Below are 17,928 nucleotides of genomic sequence, written 5' to 3' on the forward strand. Positions count from 1 at the left end.
CGTCCGCCCCGCCCTTCCGGTTCGCCCACCGGGCCCGGGCCAGCGTTTTTCCACCGGCCCTGCCTGGGTGTTCAGGCGGACAGTCCTTTTTGCAGCAGGTCGGCGACCAGCTCGTTGAGCTCGACACCACCTTCCTTGCTCAGCGTTTGCAGTTGCTGCACCAGCTCGCCATTGAGCTTGACGGCGAAGGGCACCAGGCCCAGCGCCCGGTCACGTTCACGCTGCTCGCGGCGGTCGGGCGCCGGCGTCGTGCCGGCGGCGCCGAAGCTGGCCGCTTTCGCCGTCATGTGGTTCATCAATTTCTTCGCATCGCTTTTTGCCAGGTCGGTTCGTTTCATCGCTTGCCTCTCCATTGTCGAAGCTGGATTCTACCCGCGAACAGGCGCCCGGTCTCCACCGATGCGACCGGCCTGGCGACGTTGTGTTGTTCGGCAAGTGCATTCGAATGCGACATCATCCTGCAGTGCCGTTCCGACGGAAAGCATGACGCCCGCCGAACCAGGGAGAGACCGTGCCTGGAATCAGGCCCCGTGCACGGGACTGGCCAAGTGCTGCGGCCGTCCATGGGTCGACAGGGCCACGATGGCGCTGCCCGCGGCGACGACCAGCGCGTCCTCGATCAGGCCGCTGCGGGTCTGGCCGATCCTGGCCATCGCCTGCTTGCGGCCGGCCAGTGTCAGGTAGGCCAGCGGCACGGCGGTGGCGACCGCGATGGCCGCGCCGGCCTTTTCGCGGCCACGCGGCGCCAGCGCCGCACCGGCGATGCCCGCGCTCATGACCCGCGCCAGCAGCCCCAGGAAGACGGTGCGGTCGGGCGCGTTTTTCATCTTGTCGCCGAACAGTTCGCCCGCTCCCATCGCCAGGGCGCCGTATTTGAACAGCGGGCGATCGAGCAGGAACAGTTGACCCGGCGTTTCGCGCTTGGCCAGGCGTGCCGTGGCAATGGTCGCCATGGGCGTCATCGAGCGCGCGCTGGCGACGGCGCCGATCAGTACGGAGGAAAGCAGGTCGCGAAAATGCATGTTGTCGAGCTCCTGGAAACGTGGTCTTGGTCACTCGACTGTAGTAGGCCTCGCATGGCCGTGTCGCCACGTATGCAGCGCGGCATCGTCGACGCTCACTTGCCCGCGCTGTCGAGCAGCGCCAGCACGGCTGCCCGGTTGCCTTCCGGCGGCCAGCCGCTGAGCTTGGACACGAGCCTGCCGTCCTTCAGCACGTGGAATTCCGGCACGCCGGCGACATCGATCGCCTGCCATTCGCGCGCATGGTAGGGAATGCGCATCGGGATCGAGGGCTCGGCCGCATTCCACTCCTCGACAAAACGGTAGGCAATCGAGGACCGCGGCGGCGTCACCAGCTTCAGGTTCGCGCCCAGAAGGCGCTCCCGGAATGCGCCATCCTGGCGCAGCACGGCCAGCGCATCGGCCGAGAAGTGGCAGCCTGCGTCGACGACCATTACCAGTTCGAGACCGGCTGGAGGCGGCAGGGCTTCACGGACCAGCGTCTGCATGCGCGCGTCGTAGCGGTAGACGCTGCGGCCGGTAAAATCCGGTCCCAGCGCATCCTGGATGGTCGGTATGGTCCAGCGCGCAAGATGCGGCTTTGCAGCGGCAAAGGCCTTGGCCTGCACGAACGCGCGTGCCGCCAGCAGCCCGTCGAGCATCGTCTCGTCGATGCCGCGACGGGTATCGAGGCCGCGCCGCTGCATCTCGCGATAGACAAGGTGCTGGTGTTGGACAGCCGGCGCGAAACGACCGTTGCCGCTGGCAAGGGTGGCTGCGTCGAACAGCACCGGCAGGTCACCCACCGGCAGCTTGCGCAGCCTTGCCTCTTCCATCCGTTCGCCGAACAAGGCCACGTAGCGACGTTCCACGTCGGAGGTGTCGGCCACGGTCGACAGGGCGGCCGCCTCAAGGCGGCCATCCGCGCGCTCCTTCCAGAACCGGTCGAACTGCACGAAGCGCCGTTCGATTTCCGGAGACGGGTCGGACAATCGCAGCGGAGGACCGGAAAGATCCCTGCCCCGCGCCGGCGAATACGTGCTGCTGTCAATGAAAGCGGCGAGCGCATCGATTTGTCCGGCATCGAGTTCACGCAGCATCTCGCGCGTGCCGAAACCGCCGAGTCCGCGTTCGCGCCAGGTCAGCGAACGCAGGAAGCTGCGCTTGCCATAGGGCGTCAAGGCATCGAGCGGGCTCGGCTGGCCCGATGCCAGCACCGCCTGCAATTGCGCTTCGCTGCGGACGACGAGAGGCTCGCCGGCCGGCGCCACAGGGCTCCAGCACGCGACGCAGCACAGCAAGCTACCAAGCACGAATCGGCGAGCCATGTCTCCTCCAGGTTTTACGAACCGATCGATCGAGTATACCGGCGCCACGAGGCGATGTGGGGACCTGCCCGGCCCGTGGACGCCAGATTATGCTGGGTGGATATGAGGAGGTCAGCACCGGCACATCGCCCGAAAGATGGGCAAGCGCCGGGCCGGAAGGCGGCCGCGAGGCAGGAGCGCGGACGCCGGCCTGCGCCGGTCCGCCGGTTTTTCTACTGACAGGAAAAGCCGGTCAGGACCCCAGCATCACTTGAGACGGCAGGTCAGCGCCCAGCAACTATCCCAGCGCCCGATCTTGATTTCGCGCACCGCCGTGCCGAGGCGCTTGCGCAGCGCGCTGTCGGTCGGGTAGTTCTTGGGCAGCTCATGGCGCTTGCCGTCCGCATCGACGAACTGGGCCCAGGTATTGCCTTCCGCGTCGGTGCGCGCGACCGTCGGGCTCGCGCCTTCGACATACTCGTCGTCGATCAGCACCAGCAGTGCGTTCGAGCCGATCCGGGCGCGCAGGCCGACCAGGAAGGCGTCCTGCTGCTCCCGCTTGAAATGCGACCACAGGAAGCCGGCGAACACGGCGGTGAATTTGCCGAGGTCGGTGGGCAGGTTCAGCGCGTCGACCACGCGGTATTGCACGTTCTCCAGACCTTCTCCATGCTCGCGCGCCACGTTCAGCATCGCTTCACTGATATCGGTGGCCAGCACGGATTGCGCCGTCTCGGCGATCACGTCGGTGAAGTAGCCGGTGCCGCAGCCGAGCTCGAGTACAGTATGCCCGCGCATCAGGTCCGCGACCTGCTCGGCGACGTCGTCGAGGTCGTCCTGGCGGTCTTCGTCGCTCTCGTCGTGGAACTGGGCGTCGTAGTGGTCGGCGATCGCCGTGTAGAAGTCGGCGACAGGATTGGTGTTCATGGTGTTTCCTTTATTACGGTGCGTCGCTGTTAAAGCTCGTAATTCTCGCCGCCGCGCATGGCGGACTCGACCATTTTGCGGTTGAGCGTCGGGGCGAGCAGTTCGATGAAAGTGTAGAGATAGCTGCGCAGGTAGGCGCCCTGCTTGACGGCCACGCGCGAGGTGTTCATGCCGAACAGGTGGCCGACCGGGATCGAGCGCAGGTTGCGGTCGCGTTCCGGATCGAAGGCCATGCCGGCAATGATGCCCACGCCCATGCCCAGCTCGACATAGGTCTTGATGACGTCGGCGTCGATGGCTTCCAGCAGCACGTCGGGTTTCAGGCTGCGCAGCCCGAAGGCATGGTCGATCTTGCTGCGGCCGGCAAAGGCGGCGTCGTAGGTGATGACCGGGTAGCCGGCGATCTCTTCCAGCGATACGGCTTTCGAGCGCAGCAGCGGGTGTTCGGGCGGCAGCACCAGCACGTGCTCCCACTGGTAGCAGGGCAGCGTGATCAGGCCGTCGACGGTGGCGATCGATTCGGTGGCGATGGCCAGGTCGGCCTGGTCGTTCTTGACCATGTCGGCGATCTGCTTCGGGTTTCCTTGCAATAAGGACAATCGCACCTTCGGGAACTTCTGCATGAAGGCCTGCACCACCTTCGGCAGCATGTAGCGCGCCTGGGTATGGGTAGTGGCGATGGTGAAGCTGCCGCTGTCATGGGCGGCGTATTCCTTGCCGATGCGCTTGAGGCTGTCGATCTCCTGCATGATCAGTTCCACCGACTGCAGCACCAGCCGGCCCGGCTCGGTGAGCCCGCGGATACGCTTGCCGTGACGGGTGAAGATGTCGACGCCGAGCTCTTCCTCGAGTTCGATGATGGCTTTCGAGACCCCCGGCTGGGAGGTAAACAGCGCCTTGGCCGCATCGGTCAGGTTGTAGTTCTGGCGGACGGCTTCGCGCACGAAGCGCAGCTGGTGAAGATTCATGAAATAGGGTGGGTTCTTGTGATTGTGTCAGCAGACGACATTTTAAGATGCTTATTCATGTTACGCATATAAGCAAATAAAATCTCCGTAGTTTGGAATATAAGCGCAGGGCCCTACACTTGGTCCATCATTTATCGGGTGGACAATGTTTGTACTGGTCTACCCCCAAGGACGAGACCATGTACCGCTACGATCACTACGACCATCTCATCGTGCGCGAACGCATCGCACAGTACCGCAGCCAGGTGGAACGCCGCCTGAACGGTGAGCTGCTTGAAGAAGAATTCCTGCCCCTGCGCCTCCAGAACGGCCTGTACATGCAGCGCCATGCCTACATGCTGCGCGTGGCCGTGCCCTATGGCCTGCTTTCCTCGGTACAAATGCGTATGTTCGCTCATATTGCCCGCAAGTACGATCGCGGTTACGGCCATTTCACCACCCGCCAGAACATCCAGTACAACTGGATTGAGCTGGAGCAAACCCCGCAGATCCTGGAAGACCTGGCCTCGGTCGAGATGCACGCCATCCAGACCTCGGGCAACTGCATCCGCAACATCACCACCGACGAATTTGCCGGCGTGGCCGCAGACGAGATCATCGATCCGCGTCCCTTTGCCGAGATCCTGCGCCAGTGGAGCACCTTCCACCCCGAATTCATCGCCCTGCCCCGTAAATTCAAGGTGGCGATCAACGGCGCCGTCGAGGACCGCGCCGCGATCGCCATCCACGACATCGGCCTGACGCTCGTCAAGAACGAAGCGGGCGAAGTCGGTTTCAAGTTCATGGCCGGCGGCGGCATGGGCCGCACCCCGATCCTCGGTTCCGTGATCCGCGACTTCCTGCCGTGGCAGCACCTGCTGACCTATACCGAAGCCGTGATGCGCGTGTACAACCAGCACGGCCGCCGCGACAACAAGTACAAGGCCCGCATCAAGATCCTGCTCAAGGCCATGGGCGTGGAGGAATTCACCCGCCAGGTCGAAGCCGAGTGGGCCGACCTGAAGGATGGCCCCGAAACACTCACCCAGGAAGAATTCGACCGCGTCGCCCAGTGGTTCCAGCCGCACGGCTATGCGCAACTGGACGATATCGACCCGACCGCCGCCCACCCCGACAACCGGGCCTTTGCCAACTGGGTCAACCGCAACGTCAAGCCGCACAAGGTGCCGGGCTATGCCGCCGTGCTGCTGTCCCTGAAGAAGACCGGCGTGCCGCCGGGCGACGCCACCGCCGAGCAGATGGACTTCGTGGCCGACCTGGCGGACAAGTACAGCTTCGGCGAACTGCGCGTGACCCACGAGCAGAACCTGGTGCTGGCCGACGTCGAGCAATCGACACTGTTCGCGCTGTGGCAGCTGGCCAAGGCCAAGGGCCTGGCGACGCCGAACATCGGCCTGCTGACCGACATCATCGCCTGCCCGGGCGGCGACTTCTGCTCGCTGGCGAATGCCAAGTCGATTCCGATCGCGGCGGCGATTGCCGAGCGTTTCGACAACCTCGACTTCCAGCACGACATCGGCGACATCGAACTGAACATCTCGGGCTGCATCAACGCCTGCGGCCACCACCACGTGGGCGCCATCGGCATCCTCGGCGTCGACAAGGACGGCAGCGAGTGGTACCAGGTGTCGATCGGCGGCTCGCAGGGTAACAACTCGGCGATCGGCAAGATCATCGGCCCGTCCTTCTCGGCACTGCAGATGCCGGAAGTGGTCGGCCGCCTGCTCGAGGTCTATGTGCGCGAGCGCTTCGAGGGCGAACGCTTCGTCGACACCGTGCAGCGCCTCGGCATCACGCCGTTCAAGGAACATGTCTATGCCACGCCGATCAAGGCGGGCGAACCGCTTGGGGAAGATCACTATGCCTAATGTCGTGCTGCACAAGCAGATCATCAAGCACCGCGAAGTGGTCGAGGACGACTGGAGCGTGCTGCGGCTCGTCGAGGGCGAAGCCCCCGAAACCGTCGAGATCCCCGAAGGCAAGTTCATCGTGCCGCTGGGCGTGTGGCAGGCGCAGCGCGCGGCGCTGAGCGGCCGCGCCGAGATCGGCGTCTGGCTGGCCCCGGACGAGCAGGCTACGGCCATCAAGGACGACCTGTCACGCTTTGGTGTCATCGCCGTGGACTTCCCGAAGTTCTCGGACGGCCGCGGCTACTCGACCGCCTTCAACCTGCGCAAGCGCCTGGCCTATACCGGCGAGCTGCGCGCCATCGGCGACGTGCTGCGCGACCAGCTATGGCCCCTGTCGCGCGTCGGTTTCGATGCCTTCGCTACCCGCCAGGACCGCAGCATCGTCGACGCGCTCAAGGGCCTCACCGTGTTCTCGGAAACCTACCAGGCTTCCGTGGACCAGACGCTGCCGCTGTTCCGCCGCGTGCCGCGCGGTACGCCGCCGGAACTGACCGACATCGGCGCTGGCATTTGAGGATCCTGTCATGAGCGACCCGAAGTTGCAACTACAGCGCCGCGTCGAGGAAACGCAAGCCATCCTGGCGCGCATCGCCCGCGACTTCTCGCCGGCCGTGTTCGCGTCGAGCCTGGCAGCCGAAGACATGGTCTTGACCGACCTGATCCTGAAAGCGCGGCTGCCGATCGGGATCTTCTCGCTCGAGACCGGCCGCCTGCATGCCGAGACCCTGGACATGCTGAACCGGGTGCGCGAGACCTATGGCTACGAGATTGCCCTGTTCAGGCCGCAGCCTGACGCGGTCGAGGCCTATGTGGCGCAGAACGGCCTGAACGCCTTCTACGACAGCGTCGAGATGCGCAAGGAATGCTGCCGCGTGCGCAAGGTCGAGCCCTTGGGGCGCGCCCTGGCCGGAAACAAGGCCTGGATCACCGGCCAGCGCCGTTCGCAGTCGACCACCCGCGCCGAGCTGGCCGTGCAGGAAGACGACGCCGCGCACGGCCTGCAGAAGTTCAACCCGCTGGCCGACTGGTCGGAGGACAACGTGTGGGACTACCTGCGCAGTCATGACGTGCCGTACAACGCCCTGCACGAGCGCGGCTATCCGTCGATCGGCTGCGAGCCCTGCACCCGTGCGGTCCAGCCGGGCGAGGACGTACGCGCCGGCCGCTGGTGGTGGGAAAACCCCGAATCGAAGGAATGCGGCCTGCACGTGGTCGACGGCAAACTCATTCGCATCAAATCCGTGGCGGCCTCAGTTTGATGACGCGGCCACTCAAAGGCAAAAACAACATGACGACAGTATTCGACAACCCGGGCGTCCTCACCGACGTGAATGCGCGCCACCTCGACGCCCTCGAATCCGAGGCCATCCACATCCTGCGCGAGGTGGCGGCCGAATGCAGCAACCCTGCCCTGCTGTTTTCGGGCGGGAAGGATTCGGTTGTCCTGCTGCGCCTGGCCGAGAAGGCTTTCCGCCCGGGTAAATTCCCTTTCCCGCTGGTGCACATCGACACCGGCCACAACTTCGACGAAGTGATCGCCTTCCGCGACGCCCGTGTGGCGGAACTGGGCGAGCGCCTGATCGTCGGCTCGGTCGAGGAGTCGATCAAGCGCGGCACGGTGCGCCTGCGACACCCTGCCACCGACTCGCGCAACGCCGCCCAGGCCGTGACCCTGCTGGAGACCATTGCCGAACACGGCTTCGACGCCTGCATCGGCGGCGCCAGGCGCGACGAGGAAAAGGCGCGCGCCAAGGAGCGCATCTTCTCCTTCCGCGACGAGTTCGGACAGTGGGACCCGAAGGCCCAGCGTCCGGAACTGTGGGACCTGTATAACACCCGCGTCCACCCGGGTGAGAACATGCGCGTGTTCCCGATCTCGAACTGGACCGAGCTGGACGTGTGGCAGTATATCGCCCGCGAGAAGCTGGCCCTGCCCGCGATCTACTTCGCGCACGAGCGCCAGGTGATCCCGCGCAACGGCCTGCTGGTGCCGCTCACGCCCCTGACCCCGGCCCGCGAAGGCGAAACGGTCGAGACCCGCACCGTGCGCTTCCGCACCGTGGGCGACATCTCCTGCACCTGCCCGGTGGCCTCAGGCGCGAGCACCGTGGAGAACATCATCGCCGAGACGGCCGTCACCGACGTGACCGAACGCGGCGCGACCCGGATGGACGACCAGACCTCCGAAGCCTCGATGGAAAAACGCAAGAAGCAAGGATATTTCTGATGAACGCCCGCATTGACACTTCCTTCGACAACCTGAATCAAAGCGGGATGCTGCGCTTCATCACCGCGGGTTCCGTCGACGACGGCAAGAGCACCCTGATCGGCCGCCTGCTGTTCGACAGCAAGGGCATCTTCGCCGACCAGCTGGCCGCCGTCTCGCGCTCGAAGCACAAGCGCACCGTGGGCGACAGCATCGACCTGTCGCTGCTGACCGACGGCCTCGAAGCCGAACGCGAGCAGGGCATCACCATCGACGTGGCCTACCGCTACTTCGCCACGCCGAAGCGCAAGTTCATCATCGCCGACACCCCGGGCCACGAGCAGTACACCCGCAACATGGTGACCGGCGCCTCGACCGCGGACGCCGTGATCATCCTGGTGGATGTCTCGAAAGTAAAACTGCGTGAAGATGGCGGCGTGGAGCTCCTGGTGCAGACCAAGCGCCACTCGACCATCGCCAGGCTGCTGCAGATCGAGCACGTGATCGTGGCCATCAACAAGATGGACCTGGTCAACTACGACCAGGCCGTGTACGAGCGCATCGTCGCCGCCTACGGCGAATTCGCGCAATCGCTCGGCCTGAAGGACGTCACCGCGATCCCGCTGTCGGCGCTCAGCGGCGACAACGTGGTGCTCGCCTCGGAAAACATGCCGTGGTACGAAGGCCCGACCCTGATCGAGCTGCTGGAAGGCCTGTCGGTCTACGACGAATCGCACGCCGCTCCCTTCCGCTTCCCGGTGCAGCTGGTGGCGCGCCACAACGGCCACGAAGCGAACGACTTCCGCGGCTACATGGGGCGCATCGAATCGGGCAAGGTCTCGGTCGGCGACAGGCTGGTCGTCCAGCCTTCGGGCCAGCAGGCCAGCGTCAGGGAGATCGTCACCTTCGACGGCCCCCTGCAATCGGCCGTGGCCGGCCAGTCGGTCACCCTGCTGCTGAACGAATACCTGGACATCTCGCGCGGCGACATGCTCGCCAGCGCCGAGCAGCCGGCGACCCAGCTGAAGCAGGTGGTAGCGGATGTGTGCTGGATGTCGGACGAGCCACTCGACATGCGCCGCAAGTACTGGATCAAGCACGGCACCCGACAGACCGCGGCCAAGCTCAAGGGGGTCGACAGCATCCTGGATGTCAACACGCAGCAGCGTCATGCGTCCGAAGGCCTGAAGCTGAACGACATCGCCACCGTCCAGCTCACCGTCCAGCAGCCGCTGGCGGCCGACGCCTATGCGGACAACCGCGCCACTGGCGCCTTCATCCTGATCGACGAAGTCACCCACCAGACCGTTGCTGCGGGTATGATCCGACTGGATCAATAAGCGAAGGAGCACGCATGGGAGGTCCTGGGGCACTGGGCAAAGTCTATCTGGTAGGAGCCGGGCCCGGCGCCGCCGACCTGATTACCGTGCGTGGAGCGCGCCTGCTGGCGCAGGCCGACGTCGTGCTCTACGACGCCCTCGTCACCCCCGAGATGCTGGACTTGTGCCGCCAGGCCGAACTGATTTCGGTCGGCAAGCGCTCGGGCCAGCGCTCCACCGCCCAGGCCCTGATCAACGAGCAACTGGTCGAGTGCGCCGCGAAGTTCCGGCGCATCGTGCGCCTCAAGGGCGGCGACCCGATGCTGTTCGGGCGCGCCGACGAAGAGTTGCGCGCGCTGGAAGCGGCTGGCGTCGAGGTCGAGATCGTCCCCGGCATCACCACCGCGGTCGCCGCGGCGGCGGCGAGCAAGCAGCCGCTGACCAAGCGCGGCGTGGCGCGCAGCGTCGCCTTTTTTACCTCGAGCACGGCACCCGACCAGCCGGACCATCCGGCCCTGCCCGAGACCGATACCCTGGTCCAGTACATGGGCGGACGCGAAGCCGCTGCCACCGCCGAGCGCCTGCTGGCGGAAGGACGGAGGCCGGATCTGCCGGTGGTGGTGGTAGAAAACTGCAGCCGGGCGGACGAGCGCATCCTGCGCCTGAGCCTGTCGGACCTGGCCAACGGCCTGGAGCCCGGGCACGGGCCGGTATTGGTGATGCTGGGCGAGGCGCTCGCCAGGCGGGAGCATCAGTCGTAGGGTGGTCGGCTCGGCCGACCGCGCGGTCAACTTACGGATGATTTGCCACGGCGCCGATACTGGCTGAACGCGCGGTCGGCGGAGCCGACCACCCTACGCGATTCCTCACCCCCAGGGTGTGAACTCGATCCCGTTCCCGATGGCGGCGATCACCTGCGCCTGGTTCTCGGCGCTCTCGCTGAAATAGGCCAGCACCTGCTCGCGCGGCATGTTCAGCTCGCCCAGCGCCTTGATCCAGTAATCGCGGCCGGCGCCCTCGGCGCTCCGGTGCAGCACGTTGTAATACAGGAGCTCGACGAACAGCTCGTCGCCCGGCACGCCGCCGTACATGCGTCTGAACTCGGCGCTCGCGGTGAAGCCCGCCGCTACCTGTTCCAGCGTCACGCCCGCATCCATCATCCCGATCCAGTAGCCGATGCCCTCCTTGTCCGGCGCGCGGTTGAAGGCCGCCTGGTACAGGCGGTAGGCCTGGCCGGCGGTGCCGTCGATGTCGAGCGCCACGGAGACGTCGCTGAAGGCGATGCGTTCGACGTCGACCAGGGCGTCCTTGCCGCCGGCGCCAAGCTTGTCGAGCACGGTGGTTTCCGTCGCGCCCCGCTGCACCGTGAACTGGCTGCGCAGGCCGGCGTAGTTCACCGTGTCCACGCCCGCCTGGCCCACGATGCGCTCTTCCGGCACGGCGGGAACGATGGGCGGCGGGTTCACCACCAGCTGCTGGTTGCCGCTGTCGCTGATCGAACCGGCGCCGCCGGAAGACCCTGCCTCGCCAGCCAGGACGCGCATCTCGACCTGCACCGCGCCGCTCCCGGAGGTGTCGATCCAGGCAGCCGCGAAGCCGCCGCCGCCAAGCGCGCTCAGGACCGGACTGGCCTGGTCGCCGGCGCGGGCCTCGTTGATGGCGAATTCGCGCCCGTCGAGACCCCTGCCGTCCGCATCGAAGCGCCGGCCGAACACGCCGTTGCCCTCGAAGTCGCCGCTGTCCGACTGCCAGGCCACCACGAAGCCGCCGTCGGACAGGGCGCTGACGGATGCATTGAAGCGCGCGCCCCCGCTGTCGATGTTGGCCTGGGTGACGGCGCCGACCCTGTTCCCCAAGGCGTCGAAGCGCTGGAAGAAGATGTCGCTCATCGTGAAGCCGAAAGGCTCGTTGGCATAGCTGTCCCAGGCGATGACGTAGCCGCCGTCAGCCAGGGTGGCGATGCTCGGCCGCGGCGCCCCGGTGCCGATGCTGGCCGCCAGGCCGTCGCCGCTGACGATCGTGGCCGCGCCGCCCTGTGCCGCCGCATGGATGTTGCCGTCGCCGATCTCGCCCCAGGTCACGGTATAGCCGCTGCCGGTGGCCGTGATGGCCGGGTCGAAGGCGGTGCCGAGCGTACCGTACACCTGCTCGCTCCCGAGCGGATTCCCGGAGGCATCCAGCACGCGCACATGGACCTGGCCGCCGGCACGCCAGGCGATGGCGATGCTGCCGTCGCGCAGGACCGCGACGTCCGGCATGGCGGCGTCGAGGCTGGACGCCGCGTCGGCCAGCAGCTGCGCGCCCGGCGCGGCCTTGCCGTCGGCGATGCGGTAGGCAATGCGCGGCTGGCCGTCCACCGTGGTGGTGTACGCGGTCACGAAACGGCCGCCCGGCAGGGCCGCCACCGCAGGCTGGCCTTCGGCGATGCCGTCGGCGGCCGGCGTCAGGGCAAACGCGCCGGCGCGCGCGGTGCCGGCGGCGTCCATCAGCTGGGCCCAGATCGCATTGTCCGCCCCCTGCCAGACAGCGGCAATGCCGCCGTCGTCCAGTGTCGCCAGCGCCGCTCTGGCGCCCTCGCCGGCGCCGGCAAGCACGGCTTCCGGACCGAAATCCTCCAGCGCGCGGGTGGCGCCCGCTTCGACCGTGTATACCAGGGTCTCGGCAAAGCCGCGGCCAGGCAGCGGGTTGCCGTAGTAGTCGATCTGGTGGCGGTCGTAATAGTGGGCGGTGACGGTGACGGGCGTGCCGGGTTCCGGCATCAGGGCGGCGTTGGCCACCACCAGCCTGGCCGAGGTGTCGGTGGCGGGGTTGTAGACGATGGCGAACAGCCCCGGCACCGACTGCGCATCGATCACCCAGCGGCCGCTGGTCAGGAGGCCGAAGTCGATCGGGGTCAGGATGGCGGCGGTGTCGCCGGTGCGCAGGCTGGTCAGCAGGATGTCGCGGTCGTCGATGATGCCAACCGGGGCGTAGTCGATGTCGGTGCTCATGGGAGGGTCAGATTCGGTCCGGCGCGAGATGCGCTGGATCCTGAATATGATGCCCTACGCCAACTGTTTTTCCCACGGGAAAATTAAATTCCCATCAGCAATATGACACAAATCCAACAAATTATGAGATTCCCGACAAGAAAATTGGCGAGGAGTATAGCATGCCTGACAAGGTTCTTGCCGCCTTGTCCAGTCATGTTTCAAGGATGGCATTCAGCCCAGCGAGCGGATGCAGTAATCGGTCATGGCAGCCTGCACGGCCGGGTCTTCGCCGACGGCGCCGGCGATCTGCAGGCGCAGGCCGGGATGGGCGGCGCGGATGCCCTCGGCCAGCAGCGGCAGGTCGCGCAGCAGGTGGCCGCCCTGCCCCAGGAACACCGGCACCACGGTCATGTCCGTCACGCCCTCGGCCGCCAGCGCCGCGACCGCGTCGGGCAGCCGCGGCTCCATCAGTTCGAGGAAGGCGAGCAGCACCCGCATGCCGGGCAGGCGCGCCTGCGCGCTATCGCGCAGGCGCTCGAAGGGGGCGGCCCAGGATTGCGCGCGGGCGCCGTGGGCGAACAGGACAAGGGCACGGGTCATGGGAGCTTTCGTCAGTGGCGCTCGACCCACCACAGGGCGCCGATCGCCAGCAGCAGGAACAGCAGGCTGGGCGCGGCCGCGGTGAAGAAGGCCGGCAGCGCGGTCAGCACGCCGAGGTGGGAAAACAGGGCATTGAGCAGCAGGAAGCTTACGCCGATCATGATGCCCACGAAGATCTTGAGGCTCACGCCGCCGCTGCGCGTGTGCAGGTAGGCGAAGGGCAGCGCGATCGCCATCAGGACCATGATCGACAGCGGATCGATGAGCTTCTTCCAGAACGCCACCTTGAAGCGGTCGGTCTCCTGGCGGTTCTCGGCCAGGTGGCGGGTGTAGACGGCCAGCTCGTTGGCCGACATGCGTTCGGGGTCGGAACGCGACACCGACAGGATCTTGGGCGTGATCTCGGACGCGAGATCGAGCGAGTCGAGCTTGCGGGTCGCGACGGCGGCGGTGTCCTGGCCGAAGGTGGCGGCGATCGACTGCCCCTGCGGCACCGGGCTGCCCGGCGCGGGCAGCATGCGGCTGTTGGAGAACAGCGTTTCGGTGACCCCGGTGAGGCGCCAGGTGTTGTTGCCGAGGTAGGCGCCGCCGCGCGCGTTGATCAGGGCGCGCATGCGCATGTTGGCGTCGAATTCGAACAGGCGCACGTCGACCAGCTGCCCGTCGGGGCGGATCTGGCGCACGTTGAAGAAGCGCGTGCCGATGACCGGGCCCTTGATGCCGTCGGTATGGATGCTGTCCTTGGTCCACATCCCGGAGCGGAACTCGGCCGACAGGGTCGAGCCCTTGGCCGCCAGGCGCACCCGCTCGGCCAGCGGCGCCGTGCGCGGGGTGATCAGTTCGCCGAACACGAAGGTAATCAGGACGAACACCAGGCCGACCTTGAACACCATCGCGGCCGCCATGCGCGTCGACATCATCGATGCCCGCATGATGGTGAATTCGGAGCTGGATGCGAACTGCGCCATCGTGTAGATGGTGCCGATCAGGGCCGCCACCGGCATCACCTGGTAGACGTTGCCGGGCACCAGCAGCAGCACGTAGACCAGCGCATGCTGGAATTCGTAGCCGCCCTTGCCCACCGAGGGCAATTCGCCGGTCAGGTCCATGAACGAGATCAGGGCGAGGAAGGCAACCAGCACGAAGGCGACCGCCTGCGCGATGTTGACCGCGAAGTAACGCTGCAGGACCGTCATTCCGCCTCCGCCTTCGCCTGGGCCTGCAGGGCGGCCGGGGCTGGCTTCGCGTGCGCCATGCGGCGCCGCTTCCAGGCGCCCAGCAGCGCCAGCGGATGCCAGCGGTGGTTCACGTTCAGGCGCCAGAAGAACAGCGCCAGCACCGTGAGCGCGGCCGCCAGGTGCAGCGGCCACCAGGCGACCTCGAATGCGAGCTTGGCGCGCTTGACGCTGTTCTCCATCATCTTGTTCAGGTTCAGGTAGGTGAAGAAGATCAGCAGCGCGAGGATCATGTTGGCGGAACTGCCCGCGCGCGGGTTGACGAAGCCGAGCGGGATCGCCAGCAGCATCAGCACCAGGCAGATGATCGGCGCCGAGATCCGCCCCAGCAGTTCCGCATTCGTGTACTGGTTATCGTGCTGCAGCAGCACCGAGGTGGGAAGCGCGTTGCTGGGCGTGTCGGTGCCGAGCACCGGGGCCTTGGTGGCGACCCGCATCTTGTAGCGCTCGAACTCCATCGACTGGAAGTCGGCCTGCCCCGGCGTGCCCTGGTAGCGCCGTCCGTTGCTGAGCACGAGGTACTGGCCGCCATTCGGGTCGGTTTCGATCACGCCTTCCTTGGCCACCACGACCGAGGTGCCATTCTCGTCCTGCGAATTGACGAACACGTTCTGCACCACGGTGGCGCCGGTGGTGGAGCGCTCCACGAAGAACACGCGCTCGCTCGACGAGGACTCGCGGAACTGGCCGGGCGCGACGCGCTTGAGATCTTCGCGCTTCTGGAAGCGTTCGACGAATTCGATGCGCTTGAGGGCGGCCCAGGGCGACACCACCAGCGACAGCGCGGCCACCACCACCATGATCGGCAGGCCAAAACTCAGGACCGGGCGGATCCAGCGGCTCAGCGACATGCCCGATGCGAACCACACGACCATCTCGGAATCGCGGTAGCTGCGCGTGACGGCGGCCAGTACCGAAATAAAGGTGGTGAGGGTCAGGATGGTTGGCAGATAATTCAGGATCGCAAAGCCGATCAGGGCAAGCACGTCGCTCGAATCGACCTTGCCGCCGGCAGCGCTGCCGAGGACCCGGATCAGGGTCCAGGTGACCAGGATCGTGAACAGTACCGTAAAGGTGGCGCCGGCGGAGCTGGCCAGTTCACGTTGCAGGGCGCGTCGAAAGATCATTCAATAAACTAGCTATAATTGCAGGTTAGGCATGGTGGTAGAAAAACCACCGCCGCTTAGTGCTCAGCGCCGCAACATCACGAAACGGAGAACCAAAAAAATGGACTTTAGCATAAAAGCATTCGACACCAAGAACACCCTGGCCGCCGCAAAAGCAGGCGTCCTGGCCGTGGCAGTGTTCGAAAACAAGCAGCTGTCCCAGGCTGCCAAGGCACTGGATGCCAGCGGCGAGATCACGGCGGCGGTCAAGTCCGGCGACATCAGCGGCAAGGCCGGTTCGACCCTGCTGCTGCGCGGCGTGAATGGCGTGGCCGCGGCGCGCGTGCTGCTGGTGGGCATGGGCACGAGCGAGGCACTGAGCGAAAAGAGCTACAGCACGGCGGTCGCTGCAAGCCTCAAGGTATTCGGCACCCTCGGCAGCCAGGATGCCATTATCGCATTCCCGCTGGCGGATGTGAAAGACCGCGACGTCAACTGGGCGGTCCGCGCACTTGTGATCGCGGCCAACGAGACCGAACACAGAACGGATACGCAGAAGAGCAAGAAGGATCCGGCCGTCGCCAGCGTGCGCAAGATCGTCATCGCCGCCGACGCAGCAAATGCCGCCACCCAGCTCAAGGGCACGCTGGCCCAGGCCGTCGCGATCTCGAACGGCATGGCGCTGACCAAGGAACTGGGCAACCTGTCGCCCAACGTCTGCACCCCGACCTACCTGGCCAATACCGCGCGCCAATTGGCCGACCAGTTTGGCTTCGACATCGAAGTGCTGGAGCGCAAGCAGCTCGAGGCGCTGAAGATGGGCAGTTACCTGGCGGTGGCCAAGGGCAGCGACGAAGCGCCCAAGTTCATCGTGCTGAAGCACATGGGCGGCAACAAGAAGGATGCGCCGGTGGTCCTGGTCGGCAAGGGCATCACCTTCGATTCCGGCGGCATCTCGATCAAGCCGGGCCCGAACATGGACGAGATGAAGTACGACATGTGTGGCGCCGGCTCGGTGCTGGGCACCTTCCGCGCCATCGGCGAGATGGGCCTGAAGCTGAACGTGATCGGCATCGTGGCCGCCTGCGAGAACATGCCGTCGGGCCGCGCCTCCAGGCCGGGCGACATCGTGACCTCGATGAACGGTCTCACCATCGAGATCCTGAACACCGACGCCGAAGGCCGCCTGATCCTGTGCGACGCCCTCACCTACGCCGAGCGCTTCAAGCCGGCCGCCGTGGTCGACATCGCCACGCTCACCGGCGCCTGCATCGTGGCCCTGGGCCACCACACCAGCGGCCTGTTCACCCGCCACGACGACGCGCACGACGCACTGGCGCAGGAACTGCTGGACGCCGGCAAGCAGGCCGGCGACGTGGCATGGCGCTTCCCGCTGGGCGAGAACTACAACGAGCAGCTGAAGTCGAACTTCGCCGACCTGGCCAACATCGGCAGCCCGGGCGCGGCCTCGATCACGGCGGCCTGCTTCCTGGAGAACTTCACCCGCAAGTACACCTGGGCCCACCTGGACATCGCCGGCACCGCCTGGAAGTCGGGCGCGGCCAAGGGCGCCACCGGCCGTCCGGTGCCGCTCCTGACCACCTTCCTGATGAACCGCGTCTGATGGAGCCTCCTTTACGGTGAAATATTCTTTCACCGTGGAGCCATGGTGAAATATTATTTCACCAATAACAACAGCCCCGCTTGCGGGGCTGTCGCGTTAACGGCGGTGCGAGCCGTTCAGAACACCGTGGATTCCACCCGCTGGTGAGCGGCGACTTCCTGGCGCGCCTGCGCCGGCGTCATCAAGACCGTCAGGTTGGCCGGATACGACCAGCTCGCGCCCGACCAGCGGTCCACCGCGAAGCCCATCCCGGCGCTGATGACCACGTTGCCCATCAGGCCCAGCGCATCCGGGCGCGATCCAAAAGCTTCCTGCGCCATGCCGGCGCCCGCTTTCTTGCAACTGACCACCAGCGGCGCGGCGCTGCGCGAAATCGTGACCCGCCCCGGCGCCACCACGAACCAGCGCCCCAGGTCGTTGGTGAGCACGCACCCCACCCCGCCGACTTCCTGGTAGTCGAGCACGGCGTGCAGTTCGACCTGCTGCTGTTGGGGAGCATCGGACAGCGTGGCGCAACCGCCCAGCAGGAGCGGCAAGGCCAGCAGGAATGCAGGAAAACGAGAGGAAGAATGCGACATGGAACCCGCCAGGTTGTGCTTCATGCCCTCGTTAACGGCAAGGGGAAGCAAATGCTGAAGGGTGTGTAAAGGCAAAGTTGAAATGTCCGCTTCTGGCAAAGTTGAAATGTCCGCTTGGTTGCCCAGGTTAGCGCGAGCTAACGCGCTTTTGAGCGGACATTTTCTTTGCTGCGAC

Annotated in this window: 17 protein-coding genes; 7 read left to right on the forward strand and 10 right to left on the reverse strand. The window is 65.8% G+C overall.

What is annotated here, in order from left to right; all coding sequences use genetic code 11:
• Positions 1-71: 71 nt before the first annotated feature.
• The 5 genes from AC56KL_RS17490 to AC56KL_RS17510 form a co-directional block, all read right to left on the reverse strand.
• Positions 72-338 carry a hypothetical protein gene (locus AC56KL_RS17490; RefSeq protein ID WP_497181442.1) on the reverse strand — a complete coding sequence of 89 codons (267 nt, stop codon included), beginning with the start codon at positions 336-338 and terminating at the stop codon, positions 72-74.
• Positions 339-521: 183 nt separating this feature from the next.
• Positions 522-1,022: a hypothetical protein gene (locus AC56KL_RS17495; protein ID WP_497181443.1), complete on the reverse strand. Its 501-nt coding sequence runs from the start codon at positions 1,020-1,022 to the stop codon at positions 522-524.
• Positions 1,023-1,117: 95 nt separating this feature from the next.
• The gene (locus tag AC56KL_RS17500) at positions 1,118-2,329 is read right to left on the reverse strand and encodes a hypothetical protein (RefSeq protein ID WP_497181444.1); all 1,212 of its coding nucleotides are present in this window, start codon (positions 2,327-2,329) and stop codon (positions 1,118-1,120) included.
• A gap of 246 nt (positions 2,330-2,575) precedes the next feature.
• Positions 2,576-3,235, reverse strand: a complete 660-nt coding sequence (locus AC56KL_RS17505; protein WP_497181445.1) for a class I SAM-dependent methyltransferase — start codon at positions 3,233-3,235, stop codon at positions 2,576-2,578.
• 29 nt (positions 3,236-3,264) lie between these two features.
• Positions 3,265-4,203, reverse strand: a complete 939-nt coding sequence (locus tag AC56KL_RS17510) for a CysB family HTH-type transcriptional regulator (protein WP_497181446.1) — start codon at positions 4,201-4,203, stop codon at positions 3,265-3,267.
• Positions 4,204-4,382: 179 nt separating this feature from the next.
• On the opposite strand from AC56KL_RS17510, the gene AC56KL_RS17515 reads away from it, so the two are divergent.
• Genes AC56KL_RS17515 through cobA form a run of 6 tightly spaced genes read left to right on the forward strand, consistent with a single transcriptional unit; the run spans position 4,383 to position 10,399 of the window.
• The gene (locus tag AC56KL_RS17515) at positions 4,383-6,071 is read left to right on the forward strand and encodes a nitrite/sulfite reductase (protein ID WP_497181447.1); all 1,689 of its coding nucleotides are present in this window, start codon (positions 4,383-4,385) and stop codon (positions 6,069-6,071) included.
• Positions 6,064-6,627 carry a DUF934 domain-containing protein gene (locus AC56KL_RS17520; RefSeq protein WP_497181448.1) on the forward strand — a complete coding sequence of 188 codons (564 nt, stop codon included), beginning with the start codon at positions 6,064-6,066 and terminating at the stop codon, positions 6,625-6,627. Before AC56KL_RS17515 ends, AC56KL_RS17520 begins: the two co-directional genes overlap by 8 nt.
• Before the next feature lie 10 nt (positions 6,628-6,637).
• Complete coding sequence (locus AC56KL_RS17525) at positions 6,638-7,372, forward strand: phosphoadenylyl-sulfate reductase (protein WP_497181449.1); 735 nt, start codon at positions 6,638-6,640, stop codon at positions 7,370-7,372.
• Positions 7,373-7,401: 29 nt separating this feature from the next.
• A complete protein-coding gene (cysD, locus tag AC56KL_RS17530) occupies positions 7,402-8,340 on the forward strand; it encodes a sulfate adenylyltransferase subunit CysD (protein ID WP_497181450.1) in 939 nt (312 codons plus the stop codon).
• Positions 8,340-9,659 (forward strand): sulfate adenylyltransferase subunit 1, encoded by a 1,320-nt coding sequence (locus tag AC56KL_RS17535; protein ID WP_497181451.1) that lies wholly within the window; start codon positions 8,340-8,342, stop codon positions 9,657-9,659. Before cysD ends, AC56KL_RS17535 begins: the two co-directional genes overlap by 1 nt.
• Before the next feature lie 14 nt (positions 9,660-9,673).
• Positions 9,674-10,399, forward strand: a complete 726-nt coding sequence (cobA, locus tag AC56KL_RS17540) for a uroporphyrinogen-III C-methyltransferase (RefSeq protein ID WP_497181452.1) — start codon at positions 9,674-9,676, stop codon at positions 10,397-10,399.
• 105 nt (positions 10,400-10,504) lie between these two features.
• On the opposite strand, the gene AC56KL_RS17545 is transcribed toward cobA, so the two are convergent.
• The 4 genes from AC56KL_RS17545 to lptF form a co-directional block, all read right to left on the reverse strand.
• A complete protein-coding gene (locus AC56KL_RS17545; protein ID WP_497181453.1) occupies positions 10,505-12,628 on the reverse strand; it encodes a DUF4214 domain-containing protein in 2,124 nt (707 codons plus the stop codon).
• Between the two features lie 213 nt (positions 12,629-12,841).
• Entirely contained in the window at positions 12,842-13,210 is a 369-nt protein-coding gene (locus AC56KL_RS17550) for a sirohydrochlorin chelatase (protein WP_497181454.1), read from the reverse strand.
• A gap of 11 nt (positions 13,211-13,221) precedes the next feature.
• Entirely contained in the window at positions 13,222-14,406 is a 1,185-nt protein-coding gene (lptG, locus tag AC56KL_RS17555) for an LPS export ABC transporter permease LptG (protein WP_497181455.1), read from the reverse strand.
• Positions 14,403-15,572 (reverse strand): LPS export ABC transporter permease LptF, encoded by a 1,170-nt coding sequence (lptF, locus tag AC56KL_RS17560; RefSeq protein ID WP_497181456.1) that lies wholly within the window; start codon positions 15,570-15,572, stop codon positions 14,403-14,405. The genes lptG and lptF overlap by 4 nt, the downstream gene beginning before the upstream one ends.
• A gap of 100 nt (positions 15,573-15,672) precedes the next feature.
• On the opposite strand from lptF, the gene AC56KL_RS17565 reads away from it, so the two are divergent.
• On the forward strand, positions 15,673-17,175 hold the full coding sequence (locus tag AC56KL_RS17565; RefSeq protein ID WP_497181457.1) for a leucyl aminopeptidase: 1,503 nt from the start codon (positions 15,673-15,675) through the stop codon (positions 17,173-17,175).
• A gap of 116 nt (positions 17,176-17,291) precedes the next feature.
• Here AC56KL_RS17565 and AC56KL_RS17570 read toward each other — a convergent pair whose 3' ends face one another.
• Positions 17,292-17,777 carry a hypothetical protein gene (locus tag AC56KL_RS17570; protein ID WP_497181458.1) on the reverse strand — a complete coding sequence of 162 codons (486 nt, stop codon included), beginning with the start codon at positions 17,775-17,777 and terminating at the stop codon, positions 17,292-17,294.
• Positions 17,778-17,928 lie beyond the last annotated feature (151 nt).

The sequence above is a fragment of the Telluria sp. ZB4P34 genome, from assembly GCF_059686055.1.